Source organism: Nonomuraea mesophila, from assembly GCF_004352805.1.
Classification (GTDB): domain Bacteria; phylum Actinomycetota; class Actinomycetes; order Streptosporangiales; family Streptosporangiaceae; genus Nonomuraea; species Nonomuraea longispora.
Genome location: NZ_SMLD01000233.1, coordinates 1 through 12349, shown reverse-complemented (window position 1 = coordinate 12349; position 12349 = coordinate 1). Strand labels below are relative to the sequence as shown.

The 12349-nt window shown below is 72.1% G+C and carries 12 protein-coding genes; 7 read left to right on the top strand and 5 right to left on the bottom strand.

What is annotated here, in order from left to right:
* A partial coding sequence (locus E1295_RS44120) for a GxGYxYP domain-containing protein (protein WP_132640697.1) occupies positions 1 to 1900 on the top strand: 1900 nt, incomplete at its 5' end.
* On the opposite strand, the gene E1295_RS44115 is transcribed toward E1295_RS44120, so the two are convergent.
* Entirely contained in the window at positions 1901 to 2503 is a 603-nt protein-coding gene (locus E1295_RS44115; protein WP_132640695.1) for a histidine phosphatase family protein, read from the bottom strand. It lies immediately after the preceding gene.
* A gap of 53 nt (positions 2504 to 2556) precedes the next feature.
* Between E1295_RS44115 and E1295_RS44110 the strand changes: the two genes are divergently transcribed.
* The gene (locus E1295_RS44110) at positions 2557 to 3504 is read left to right on the top strand and encodes a DNA polymerase domain-containing protein (RefSeq protein WP_132640693.1); all 948 of its coding nucleotides are present in this window, start codon (positions 2557 to 2559) and stop codon (positions 3502 to 3504) included.
* Positions 3505 to 3632: 128 nt separating this feature from the next.
* Positions 3633 to 5141 carry a M28 family peptidase gene (locus E1295_RS44105; protein WP_132640691.1) on the top strand — a complete coding sequence of 503 codons (1509 nt, stop codon included), beginning with the start codon at positions 3633 to 3635 and terminating at the stop codon, positions 5139 to 5141.
* A gap of 299 nt (positions 5142 to 5440) precedes the next feature.
* Here E1295_RS44105 and E1295_RS44100 read toward each other — a convergent pair whose 3' ends face one another.
* On the bottom strand, positions 5441 to 6718 hold the full coding sequence (locus tag E1295_RS44100) for an MFS transporter (RefSeq protein WP_132640689.1): 1278 nt from the start codon (positions 6716 to 6718) through the stop codon (positions 5441 to 5443).
* A gap of 70 nt (positions 6719 to 6788) precedes the next feature.
* On the opposite strand from E1295_RS44100, the gene E1295_RS44095 reads away from it, so the two are divergent.
* A complete protein-coding gene (locus tag E1295_RS44095; protein ID WP_246081128.1) occupies positions 6789 to 7793 on the top strand; it encodes a GlxA family transcriptional regulator in 1005 nt (334 codons plus the stop codon).
* Positions 7794 to 7802: 9 nt separating this feature from the next.
* Here E1295_RS44095 and E1295_RS44090 read toward each other — a convergent pair whose 3' ends face one another.
* Together E1295_RS44090 and E1295_RS44085 are read right to left on the bottom strand one after the other, a co-directional pair.
* A complete protein-coding gene (locus E1295_RS44090; protein WP_132640687.1) occupies positions 7803 to 8834 on the bottom strand; it encodes an alpha/beta fold hydrolase in 1032 nt (343 codons plus the stop codon).
* Entirely contained in the window at positions 8831 to 9088 is a 258-nt protein-coding gene (locus E1295_RS44085) for an AbrB/MazE/SpoVT family DNA-binding domain-containing protein (protein ID WP_246081127.1), read from the bottom strand. Before E1295_RS44085 ends, E1295_RS44090 begins: the two co-directional genes overlap by 4 nt.
* Positions 9089 to 9302: 214 nt before the next feature.
* On the opposite strand from E1295_RS44085, the gene E1295_RS49460 reads away from it, so the two are divergent.
* Positions 9303 to 9869 carry a protein kinase family protein gene (locus E1295_RS49460; RefSeq protein WP_166427711.1) on the top strand — a complete coding sequence of 189 codons (567 nt, stop codon included), beginning with the start codon at positions 9303 to 9305 and terminating at the stop codon, positions 9867 to 9869.
* Between the two features lie 22 nt (positions 9870 to 9891).
* Here the strand turns inward: E1295_RS49460 and E1295_RS44075 are convergent, their stop codons facing one another.
* Positions 9892 to 11103, bottom strand: a complete 1212-nt coding sequence (locus E1295_RS44075) for an MFS transporter (RefSeq protein ID WP_132640685.1) — start codon at positions 11101 to 11103, stop codon at positions 9892 to 9894.
* 471 nt (positions 11104 to 11574) lie between these two features.
* Here E1295_RS44075 and E1295_RS44070 point away from each other — a divergent pair, with 471 nt between their 5' ends.
* Positions 11575 to 12099, top strand: coding sequence for a sigma-70 family RNA polymerase sigma factor (locus E1295_RS44070; protein ID WP_425465402.1), 525 nt, complete (start codon positions 11575 to 11577; stop codon positions 12097 to 12099).
* A 37-nt stretch (positions 12100 to 12136) separates the two neighbouring features.
* On the top strand, positions 12137 to 12349 hold a 213-nt coding region (locus E1295_RS44065), incomplete at its 3' end, for a zf-HC2 domain-containing protein (protein WP_181958144.1).

The window sequence follows — 12349 nt, the reverse complement described above, 5'->3', positions numbered from 1 at the left end:
CCTCCTCCCCAACTTCGGTCGCCCCACCCGGCTCGACTACGCCGACGTGAGTACCCTCCACGGGAACGACCAGCTGCTCCTGACCACCCTCCAGGGAGTGGTCAACCGCCGTAACCCGCGCCTCTACTTCAACTTCAACAAGGAGAACTTCGACGTCCCGTGGCTCGACAGCCTGGGCGCGCGCATCACCCGCCACGACAACGCCCTCGACCTGGTCGCCCGCTACGGCCGCCACGCCCGCGGCGCCATCCTGCACGACCCCGACGTCCCCGACTCGGTCAACATCGCCACCACCCTCGCCGGCCTGGAGGGGGCCGTGGCCGCCACGGCCGAGCAGGCCGCCGAGTACGGCTTCAAGACCATCACCGACCTGCGCGGGAAGTTCAAGCCCGACGACGTCCTCGGCACCTACCGGTGGCAGCTCGACAACCTGTTCCCCCGCTGCACCCACGCCCTGCTCAGCGGCCTGCCGCCGACCAGGACCGTGAGCGTGGAGGACGTGCCGTGGCGCGAGGTCGCCCGGGAGACCGAGCGCATCCGCGACACCTCCAACCGCGAGGTGCGCACCTTCGACCTGAGCCAGGAACTGTCCGGCGAGGACGGCGTCTACCTGCGCTTCCAGGACTCGTTCGGCGACGACGGCTGGGGCCCCTCGGTCGGCGCGGTCACGGTCAAGGCCGACGGCAAGGAGATCGCCTCCTTCACGCCCGGCACGGAGGCCGAGGAGCCGTACCTGTTCGACGGCGTCAACTCCTCGATCGGGGCCAAGCAGAACCGGTTCTCCGACGGAGGCGGCTACTTCGTCTACCGTTTCACCGCGCCGGAGGGCACCCAGCAGCTCACCGTCGACGTGGACCTGTGGAACCAGTTCCTGGTGACAGCCACCACCACCGCGCCGACCAGGATCGAGCCCTTCCCCTATTTCCGCGACTACACCGTCGCCATGCGCGCCATGGTCTTCTGGCTGCCGCCCAGCGGCCAGACGGGCGAGCTGCTCGACGAGATCCTCGGCAAGGTCAAACCGACCACGCCGTACGCCGGGTGGTTCTCCAACGACGTGGCCGGCGAATGGGGCGGCGTCGACCGTGCCTCGCAACACGCCGTCGAGGTCATCCCCGCCGACTACTACATGAACGCCACCGTGCACGCCGGCGTCCAGGCCAAGGTCTCCGACCGGGTGCCGCCGCGGCCGCGGGCCACCCTGCGCAACCGCGTCTACCTCACGCTCACCGTCGGCGAGGGCGACAACGTCCAGTACTGCCAGCGCAGGATGCGGCAGATCTGGGACGACGACAAGCGCGGCGAAGTGCCCACCAACTGGACCGTCAGCCCCCTGCTGGCCGAGATCGGCCCCGCGATCCTCGCCTACTTCCAGCGCACCGCCACGCCCAACGACCTGCTGATCGCCGGGCCGTCGGGCGCCGGCTACACCTACCCCGGGTCGTGGCCGGAGGAGGCGCTGGACGCGTACACGAAGCTGACGGGACGTTTCCTGCGCAGGACCGGCATGGACCTCGTCTACGCCTACAATCACCGCAACGAGGAGGACGACGGCTGGGTGGCCTTCGACGAGCGCATCGTGGGCTCGTACAGGAAGAACACCGGCCTGCGCGGCATCATCCAGTCGTGGGAGGCCGGCGACCTGCAGATCAACCCCGCCGGGCTGCCCGTGATCGGCAACTTCATGCCGCACGGCAACGCCCAGGAATACCACGACACGCTGGTCCAGCACATCGAGGGATGGGACGGCGGCAAGCCGCTGTTCATCGCCGGCGCCGTCAACGCCTGGAACTGGTCGCCGAGCGACATCGCCGAACTCGGCACGCTCCTCGGCGACCCCTTCGAGATCGTCCGCGGCGACGTGTTCTTCAAGCTGCTCGGTGACCACCTCGGACAGTGATCACAGGCGGAGCTCGGGTGGGAAGCCGGTCCACCTGAGCTCCGCCGGCAGGTGGGCCATGTCGTTGAAGAACAGCACGGACGACGGGCGGCCGGGCGCGTAGCGGATGACGGTCAGGGCGGCGTTGCAGTGGTTGACGCCCAGCCAGCGCCAGTCCGGGGCGTCCATGGCGGCGCGTACGAGCCAGCCGATCAGGAAGTTGTGCGTGACCACCAGCTCGTGGCGGGTCTGCGCGGCCGGCCCCGTGAACCGCTCCACGGCCTCGCGAGCCAGCGCCGGGCCGTCGCGGCGCTCGTCCTCGGGGAAGCGCCCGACGAACTCGAGGAAACGGTCGGCGTACTCCTCCGGCAGGTCCTGCCTGACCGGGACGTACGGGATGTAGTCGCCGGCCGCCCGCGACTCGACCAGCGGAACTCCTGGGAGCCGCTCGCCGACGAGGCGCGCGGTCTCGGCCGCACGGGGGAGCGGGCCGTGGTGCACGGCGGCGAGCGGCACGTCGCTGAGCCGCTCGCCGAGCAGCGTGGCCTGGCGGCGCCCCGCGTCCGTCAGCCGGCCGTCGGGCGTGGCGTCGCCGTGGCGGGCGAGGTAGAGGTAGCGGGTCATGGGGTTCTCACTCCACCGGTCGGTTTTGGGGCGTCTGTGGCATCGTAGGGGGGGTGGCCGCCGATGAGACCCGTGACGGGGTCGCCCTGACCAACCTCGACCAAGGGCTGTTCGACGGCGCCGGCGCCACCAAGCGCGACCTGGTCGACTACCTCGACGCCGTGGCCGGCCGCATCGTGCCCGTCCTGCGCGACCGCGCGCTCTCCGTGATGCGCGTCCGCCCAGGACAGAAGCCGTTCATGCAGAAGAACCTGCCGAAGTACGCGCCCGGCTGGGTCAGATCCGTCACCGTCTGGGCCGAGGCGTCGCAGCGGCAGGTGACGTACGCGCTGTGCGACGACAGGCGTACGCTCCTGTGGTTCGCGAACCAGCGGGCGGTGGAATACCACCCGGCCTTGTTCGCCGGCGACCGGCCCACGCACCTGATCCTCGACCTCGACCCGCCCGAGCACGACGACTCCTTCGCGCTGGCCGTGCGCGGCGCGTTCCTCGTGCGCCAGGCCATGAGCGACGCCGGGTTGTCGGGGGCGGTGAAGACGAGCGGGGCCAAGGGCGTGCACGTGTTCGTCCCCGTGGCCGGCGACACGGCGGTGGACGACCTCGCGGCGGCCACCCGCGCGCTGGCGGCCCGCGCCGAGCGGCTGGACCCGGCGCTGGCGACCACGGCGTTCATCAGGGAGGACCGCGAGGGCAAGGTGTTCCTCGACTCCACGCGCGCAGGTGGCGCGACGGTCGTCGCCGCCTACAGTCCCCGCATCCGTCCCGGCGTGCCCGTCTCCTTCCCGGTGCCCTGGGACGACCTCGACCGCGTGAGGCCCGCCGACTTCACCGTGCACACGGCGGCCGGGCTGCTCAAGGACGCCGACCCGTGGGCGGAGCTCATGCCCGCGCCGCAGCGGCTGCCCGCCGACCTGGTGGAGGAGGGGCACACCATCCCGGTGGCCCGCGTGCAGGCGATGCATGAGGGCAAACGCCGCGCCCGCGCACGCCGGGGCAAGTAAACGCGTTACTCGAACATGTCCTGATTTTGCCGCAGGAGAAGGCCTTGTCTGCCTTGTAGCTGGGGATTTACCTCCCGATCGCGGCTCGGGGGAATGTCGCATTCCCATCCACGACAGGGGAATCGTTCATGCGCAGAATCGTCACCGCACTGATCGCCGCACTGGCCCTGCCCCTGCCGCTCCTGAGCGGGCCGGTGACCGGGCCGGCGTCGGCCCAGGCGGCCGGGCCGGCCGACACGTATGCGGACCGGCTGGTCAGGCAGGTGCGGGGCGCGAACGTCGAGGAACATCTCCGCGCCCTCCAGGCGATCGCCACAGCGCACGGCGGCAACAGGGCCGCGGGCACGACCGGCTACGACGCCTCCCGCGACTACGTGGTCGGCAAACTGCGCGCGGCCGGCTACAAGGTCACGTTCTCGCCCGTCGAGTTCGTCGAGAGCTGGACCGAGAACAGCCCGCCCGTGCTCACCGAGACCGCGCCGGGGCGGCGGGAGTACGTCCCCAAGCAGGACTTCTTCGCCTTCGAGCCTTCCCCGGCCGGCGACGTGACCGCGCAGGTGCAGGCCGTGGACCTGACGCTGCCCCCGGCCGCCACGCCGTCCTCCACCAGCGGCTGCGAGGCCTCCGACTTCGACGGGTTCGTGGCGGGCCGGATCGCGCTCATCCAGCGCGGCACGTGCGCCTTCTCCCAGAAGGTGCGCAACGCCAAGGCGGCGGGCGCCGCCGCGATCATCGTGTTCAACGAGGGCCAGGAGGGACGTACGGAGGCCGAGCAGCTCGACATCGGCGAGTGGCGGGCCGGCATCCCCATGGTGTACGCCGACTTCGCGGTGGGCGAGCGGCTGGCCGCCGCGCGGGACGCGACCGTCCGGCTCACCGTCGACTCCACCGTCGCGATCGGCACCGACCACAACGTCATCGCCGAGACCCGCGCCGGCGACCCGGACAACGTCGTCATGCTCGGCGCCCACCTCGACAGCGTGCCCGCCGGTCCCGGCATCAACGACAACGGCTCAGGCACCGCCGCCATCCTGGAGGTGGCCGAGGAGATGGCCCGCTTCCCGGTCAGGAACCGGGTGCGTTTCACCTTCTGGGCCGCGGAGGAACTCGGCCTGCTCGGCTCCGACCAGTACGTCTCGTCCCTGCCGCAGAGCGAACGCGACCGCATCCGGCTCTACCTGAACTTCGACATGGTGGCGTCGCCCAACTTCGCGTACAAGCTGTACGACGGCGACGACTCCGACGACACCGGCGCCGCGGCGGGCCCGCCCGGCTCGGCCCAGATCGAGCGGCAGTTCCAGGCCTTCTACCGCTCCCGCGACCTGCCCACCGTCGGCACCGACTTCGACGGCCGCTCCGACTACGGCCCCTTCATCGCCGTCGGCATCCCGGCGGGCGGCATCTTCACCGGCGCGGAAGGCGTCAAGACGGCCGCGGAGGCGCGGTTGTTCGGCGGCACGGCGGGCACCGCGTACGACTCCTGCTACCACCAGGCGTGCGACACGATCGGCAACATCGACACCACGGCGCTCGACGTGAACGCCGACGCGATCGCCGACTCCGCCGCCCGTTTCGCCTTCGACCTGCGCTCGATCCCGCGCCGCACAGCTCCCGCGACGCGGGGCGAAGGCTCATGAGGGCACGGTCAGCCGGGGGCGCAGCGCCGCCGACATCGCCTCGGGTTTGTCGGCGAAGAACCGGATCGAGGTGATCTCGGCCCGGCGGCCGAGCGGGGCCCCAGCATGAACGCCTGCTCTCCGGCGTAGGAGAAGGAGCCCGCCCCGCGCGGGACGCCGTGGGGCCTGCGCACGATCCACAACGCGATGCTGGCCAGACCCTTCAGCTCGAACCCGAGGACGCGCAGCGCGGCTCTGACCATCGTGCTCCCCTCTTCGGCCGGACGCCTCCCATGAGAAACAATGACGTCGCGTCAAGGTCAACTTCGTGGCACGCGCACGGCCGGCGCGGTCAGGGCCGCGACGACGCAGGCCACGCTCAGCACGGCCCAGACGGCGTCGTACGTGCCGAGCAGGTCGCGGGCGCTCGCCCCGAGGAAGGCCGCGGCGCCCGCGCCGAGCTGGTGGGCGGAGTTGGCCCAGCCGAAGACGATGGGGCCGTCGTCCCCGTAGCGGCGCTGGGCGAGCGCGATGACCGGCGGGACGGTGGCGACGTCGACGAGGCCGTAGACGACCGCGAACCCGACCAGGGACGGCTGGACGGTGGCGGAGAGCACCATCGGCAGCGCCAGCAGGGTGAGGGCGCGGACGGCGAAGAAGCAGGCCAGCAGGTGGCGCGGGTCGAAACGGTCGGTGAGCCAGCCCGAGCCGGCGGCGCCCAGGGCGGAGAAGACGCCGATCAGGGACAACATCGACGCGGCGGCGGTCGCGTGCATGCCGTGGTCGTGGGCCGCGGGCACCCAGTTGCTCCACATGATGCCGTTGGTGGTGGCGCCGCAGATGACGAACATGCCGGCCAGCAGCCAGAACGTCCCGGTGCGGGCGGCGTCGACGAGGACCGTGACGGTGCGGCGCGCGGCTCCGGGGACGGGAGCGGGCTTGGCGACGAAGCGCTCGCCCCCGTACGGCGGCGCGCCGACGTCGGCCGGGTGGTCGCGCAGCAGCAGCGCCACCACGGCCGACACGGCCAGGGCGGCGAGGGCCAGCGTCACGACCGGGGGCCGCCAGCCGAACCGGTCGACCGACCAGGCGAGCAGCGGCAGGAAGACGAGCTGTCCCAGATGGCTGGACGCGCTCAGGACCCCGGTGACCAGCCCGCGACGCCGTACGAACCAGCGGCCGGTCACCATGGCGGCGAACGTCATGGTCAGGCAGCCGCTGCCGAGGCCGATCAGGACACCCCAGTACACGACGAGCTGCCACGGCGCGGTCATCACGCTGGTGAGCAGGGCGCCGGCGGCGATGAGCAGCATGGCGCCCGCCGCCACGCGGCGGAGGCCGGCGCGTTCCATGAGGGCCGCCGCGAAGGGCGCGGTGAAGCCGAAGAAGATCATGTTGACGGAGGCGGCCAGGGCGATCTGGCCCCGGTCCCAGGCGTACTGCTGGTGCAGCGGGGAGATCAGGAGGCCGGGCACGGTCGTGAAGGCGCCGGCGGCCACGATGGCCGCGCCCGCCACGGCCGCCACGATCCACGCGCGGCGCGTGCCGGGGCGCGCGCCGGGCTGCGACGGCGACGAGGTCTGTACGTGCTGAACCATGGCTCCAGCCTTTCGGCGCGGTCACCCGTCGACGAGTGGCTGGATAGCCGACATGCGCAACAATATGGCCATGCGTTCAGTTTTCTCCCGTCCCGTACGCCATCGCGTCGCCGTACTCGCGCGCGAGATGACCCTGCCGATCGAGCTCGGCATCGTCCACCAGGTGTTCGGGCAGGCCCGCGCGGGGGCGTCGGCGGCAGGTGAGCCGCTGTACGAGGTCGTCACGTGCGCCCTGCGGCCCGGCGCGGTGCGTACGGACGGGGACTTCACCGTCAACGTCGAGCACGGCCCCGAGGCGCTGGCGGAGGCCGACACAGTGATCGTGTTGTCCTCCTACGAGGACTACGAGCAGCGGGACGCCGCGCTCAGCGCGCCGCTCGCCGGCGCGTTCGCCCGCATCAGGCCCGGAACCCGCGTGGCCTCGATCTGCACGGGCGCCTTCGTCCTGGCCTCCGCCGGCCTGCTCGACGGGCGGCTCGCCACGACGCACTGGCGCTACGCCGACCGCTTCGCCCGGCTGTTCCCGCAGGTGGAGCTGGACGCGAACGTCCTGTACGCCGACGGCGGCGACGTCCTGACGTCGGCGGGATGCGCCGCGGGAATCGACCTGTGCCTGCACATGATCCGCCGCGACTTCGGCATGGCCGTCGCCAACGACGTCGCCCGCCGCACCGTCGTGCCGCCGCACCGGGAGGGCGGGCAGGCGCAGTACGTCCGCCATCCCGTGCCGGAGCCGTCGTCGCCCTCCACCGCGGCCGCCCGCGAGTGGGCCCTGCGCCGGCTGGGCGAGCCCGTCACCCTGGCCCAGATGGCCGCCAAGGAGGCCATGAGCGTACGCACCTTCACCCGGCGCTTCCGCGACGAGGTCGGCACCACCCCGATGACCTGGCTCACCCAGCAGCGGGTCGAACGCGCCAGGGAACTCCTGGAGGAGTCGGACCTGCCCGTGGACCAGGTGGCCGAGCGCGCGGGGCTCGGCACGGCCGCCAACCTGCGCAAACACTTCCACGCCGCCGTGGGGACCTCGCCCAGCGCCTACCGTGCCACCTACCGTGCGCTGGACGCCGTGGCGTGACCCCGTGCGTCAAGCGGCGGGCGAGCCGCTCATGGCGGCCGCGAACTCGGTCACGGCGGTGAGGAACTCCTGGGGCTTGTGGTCGTGGATGACGTGCCTGGCGTCGATCCGGCGGTAGACGGTCTGAGGGGCGAGCTCGCGCACCCGGGCGGCGTCGTCGTCGTCCATGGCGCCGACGAGGCCGTACGCGCAGAACCGGTTCCAGTTGGCGTGCAGCAGCAGGACGGGCGCGGTCGTCGCCCGCAGCGCGGCCGCGTGGGAGAAGTCGCCGTAGAAGCGGCCGTCGACGAACGCCCTGGCGAAGTCGGGGTCGAACATCGACGCCGATCGGATGAGGTCGTCGAGCGAGCCCGGCAGCCAGCGCACGCCCAGCGAGGCCGGGCTGCCCGGGTGCCTGCGCCGGTGCCGGGCGACCAGGCGGTCGAGGAGGTCGACGAAGCGGCCCGGCATCCGGATGGTCTTGTTCTCCTTGACGGGGATCTCCTGGCGGTAGACGTCTGCCACGCGCTGCCGGTCGAGGTCGCCGAGCACGTCCACGGTGTGCTTGAGGCTGCCGTAGACCCAGCGGTCGCGGTCACGGAAGCGCGGCATCTCGGCCGAGAAGATCGGCGGATCCTCCAGGACGACCGCCGCGACGTGGTCGGGGACCCTGGCGGCGCACCACAGGGCGAGCACGCCGCCCGAGGAGTTGCCGCTGACGATCGCGGGCCGCCCGACCACCTGCCGCAGGAAGCGCGCGATGTCCGTGCCCGCGGAGTCCCACGAGTAGTCGCCGGGGGTCCACGAGGAGCTTCCGTGCCCCCGCACGTCGATCGCGTACACCGTGAACTGCCGCGCGAGCTCCGGCATGACCTTGCGGTAGCTGCTCCACAGGCTCATCTGGCCGGGGATCAGGAGCAGGGGCGGGTCGGTCCCGGGGCCCCGCACGTAGTTGATCAGCACCCCGCCGAGGTCGGCGAGCTCCTGGTGGAAGCCCGCCTCGGCGAGGGCGGGCGGCAGGGGGTCGCGCCGGCCCTCGTAGGGGTTGCGGTAGCCGGTCATCGGCTCGGCTCCTCGGGGTCGGCGGGCGGGTCGTCCTGCACGGCGAGGACTCCTGTCGCGAAGCGCCGGAAACGCTCGTTGTCGACCAGCGCGATGCCCTGATCGGCGTCCACCAGCACGAGGAGGGTGTCGCCCGGCTGGATGCCGAGCAGGTCACGCGCGTCCTTGGGGATGACGATCTGGCCCTTCTCGCCGATCTTCACCGTCCCCACGATGTAGCGGCCGTCCGGCCCCTCGATCATCTTCCCGGCCATCGCACTCCGCCCTCTTCTCCGGTGGGTCAAGTGTCACTATACCTACTTTTCCTACTTATCTCCCCTCGGTGGTGTCATGCCGATTCCGTCCACCCGCGTGATCCGGTTGAACCCGCACAGGGCTGACCGGCGTACCCCCTGACGAAACGGCGCTCGGCGGTGTCCGTGAACGGGACGCCGGCGGGCCCGGGCCCCGGCTGCCAGGAGGACGACGATGGACTTTCTGGGATGGAGTGACGGACTGGCCCTGCTGCCGCGCGACTACCTGGCGGAGGGCGAACCGCTCGTCGCCGTCGTCCAGGCGGCCGGGCCGTACGAGGGGGAGGCGCTGCACCTGCTCGCGCTGGGCACCGCCGCCACCATGGCCAGGCTGCACCTGGGCGGGATCGCGGGGCTGCGGCTCAACCCCGGCAACGTCATGATCGGGCCGGAGGGGCGGGCGTTCTTCGCGCCGGGGCCGCGCAGCAGCGAGTTCCCCTCCGCCGACGTCAGGGACTGGGCGGACGTGATCGTCTTCGCCGCGACCGGGCGGCCGGTCCGCGATGGCGAGCGCCCCTACCTCGGGCAGGTGCCCGAACTGCGGGTGGTGATCGAGGAGTGCCGCCGCCCGAACGCGCTGTCCCGCCCGGCGGCGATCGACGTGGTACGCGCCCTGCTCGGCGACCCGTGGGAGGACCGCCGCGCCACGGTCCGCGAACTGCTCCAGGAGGCCGAACGCTGGACGGCGCCGAAGACACAGCCCACCCCGTCGATGGCGGACGGACGGTCCGGAAGGTCGTAGGCCGGGCCGCCGCCGAGCCCGGTCACACGCCCGCTTCCGTCCGTACGTGCAGGGCGCGCCACCCGGCCAGGGCCAGCACCGTCATCGTGGCCGTGGCCGCCGAGGCGATCGCGAAGCCGCCGTGCGCCCCGGCCGCGTCCACCGCGTGCCCGGCGGCCGCCGCCGCGGCGGCCGAGCCCGCCGCGCTCGCCGAGGTGGCCCACGCGAACGCCTGGGTGAGGGCGTACGGGTGCACGACCGACTCCGTGAACACCGTCGCGAGCACCAGGATGGGCGTGACCATCGTGCCGGTCAGCGCGATCGCCACCCCGGCGCCCGGCAGCGAATCGGTCACGAGCAGCGGCAGGCACGCGCCCGCGAGCAAGGACGTACAGAGCGCCAGTTGCGCACGCGGTGCGACCCGCAGGCGGCGCAGCCCGTACAACCAGCCGGTCACCAGCCCGCCGCAGCTCGACGCCGCATAGAGCGGAGCGGCGGCGGCGGGAGCTCCGTGCTCGACGGCGAAGGCGGTCACCGAGACCTGCATCGCGCCGAAGAACACACCGATGGCGAGGTTGAGCCCCGCGATCACGGTGAATCCCGGCCGTAGCAGTGACCGGCCCGCCCGGCGGCGTTCGCCGGCCTCGGACGCCGCCGCGGGAGCGGTGCGCCGCTGAGTGGCGAGCGCCAGCCCGCCCGCCACCACCAGGCCGGCCGCGAGCGCGGTCCCGATCCCGGGATGGCCGCTCGCCCCGACCGAGCTGACCACGACGGGACCGGCCAGGTAGGCCACCGCGTTGGCCAGCGACTCCAGCGTGAAGGCGGCGGGCAGCTCGGCTTCCCGGCCGCCGCGCAGCAGGGCCGACCAGCGGGCCGCGGACAGCGCGCCGAGCTGCGGGATCGTCGCGCCGGCCACCGCTCCGGCCGCCGACATCGACCACGTGGGGCTGCCGGCCGCGACGAGGGCCAGCAGCGTGGCGACCGCGACGGCGTGGGCGAGCAGCACGGGCGGCAGCACCCGGGTCTGGCCGAAGCGGTCGACCAGCCGGCCGAGTTGCGGCCCGGCCACGGCCTCCGCGACGGCGAAGGCGCCGGTCACCAGGCCGGCGACGGCGTAGGAGCCGGTCCGGCCGTGGACCAGCCAGACGAGGCCGAGGCTGGTCATCGCGATGCCGATGCGCCCCGCGGTGGCGGTGGAGAAGAAGGCGGTGGCGCCAGGAGTGCGCAGCAGGGTGCGGTAGGTCGCCGGTAGCACGGCGCGTCCCTTTCGCCGCCCGGCGGGGCGGGACCACCCGGGGCCGTCGGCGTCCTGATGTGCCGACCCGTGGTCATCGCCTGGAACCGTCCAGTGCCGGCGCGGAGTGGGGACGCGCACCCCACGCCGAGCTCCGTCACCGGGCAGAAGTCTCACAGTGATCGTTGTCGGTTCCAGAGCCTAGGCGTGCGGCTCGGGCCGGGTCCAGTGATGATCCGCGCCGGCGTGCTTCCGGCCCTGTCGCGTCGCCGCCGTACGATGCGCAGGTCAGAGGGGTGGCGGCCGGCCAGGCCATGATCAAAATCACGAACTCAGGAGAGTTAACGCGATTTATCGGTTAAATCTAGCTGGGTGGCGAATAGGGCAAACGACCTGCCCTGCGACCGGCTGCTGGCTAGAGTATTAATTCTCAATAGCAGCGTACCTAGCGCGATATTTCGTGATAACTCAGCGCAAGGAGTCCTCCCCCTTGTGAATCACCGCGTAACGGACGAAGCCATGGTCCGAGCCCTCTACCACGAGTACGGCGCCCCCCTGATGGCCTTCGCCATCCGGCTGACGGGCGGCGATCGGCGCTGGGCCGAGGACGTCGTGCAGGAGACCCTGGTACGCGCCTGGCGCAACCTCCACGAGCTGCGCACCGACACGGGCTCGCTCATGCCGTGGCTGGCCACGGTGGCCCGCCGCGTGGTCATCGACGACCACAGACGCTCGGCCGCCCGCCCTCTCGACACCGTCGACGACATCCAGGACCGAGCCGCGCCCGTGGCCGCGGAGGACGAGCGCCTGTTACGGGAGATCGTGGTGACCGAGGCGATGCTCTCGTTGTCGCCCGCCCACCGTCAGGTGCTCACGGAGACGTTCCTGCTGGACCGCACCGTCCAGGAGGCGGCGGAGACGATCGGCGTGCCGGTGGGCACGGTGAAGTCCCGCGTGTACTACGCCATGCGCGCGCTGCGCGTGGCGCTCGAGGAAAGGGGGGTGACGCTGCCATGAACGTGGTGCGTCACGACGACAGGGGGGTGACGCCACGATGACGGAGGTGCGTCACGAGGACGTGGCCGCGTACGCGCTGGGCCTGCTCAGCGAGGAGGAGAAGACCGCCTTCGAACACCACCTGGCCGGCTGCGGGAGCTGCGCCGCGGAGGTGGGGTCGTTCACGGCGATGGGGGAACTGATCAAGGGGGTGCACCCGGACGACCTGCTGCCCAGCCCGCCCGACCCGCAGGTGGAGTCGGTCCTGGTG

Excerpts from the sequence above, each read along its gene's own strand:
- E1295_RS44115 (WP_132640695.1), bottom strand. The coding sequence starts at position 2,503 with ATGACCCGCTACCTCTACCTCGCCCGCCACGGCGACGCCACGCCCGAC.
- E1295_RS44105 (WP_132640691.1), top strand. The coding sequence starts at position 3,633 with ATGCGCAGAATCGTCACCGCACTGATCGCCGCACTGGCCCTGCCCCTG.
- E1295_RS44100 (WP_132640689.1), bottom strand. The coding sequence starts at position 6,718 with ATGGTTCAGCACGTACAGACCTCGTCGCCGTCGCAGCCCGGCGCGCGC.
- E1295_RS44095 (WP_246081128.1), top strand. The coding sequence starts at position 6,789 with ATGCGTTCAGTTTTCTCCCGTCCCGTACGCCATCGCGTCGCCGTACTC.
- E1295_RS44090 (WP_132640687.1), bottom strand. The coding sequence starts at position 8,834 with ATGACCGGCTACCGCAACCCCTACGAGGGCCGGCGCGACCCCCTGCCG.
- E1295_RS44085 (WP_246081127.1), bottom strand. The coding sequence starts at position 9,088 with ATGGCCGGGAAGATGATCGAGGGGCCGGACGGCCGCTACATCGTGGGG.
- E1295_RS49460 (WP_166427711.1), top strand. The coding sequence starts at position 9,303 with ATGGACTTTCTGGGATGGAGTGACGGACTGGCCCTGCTGCCGCGCGAC.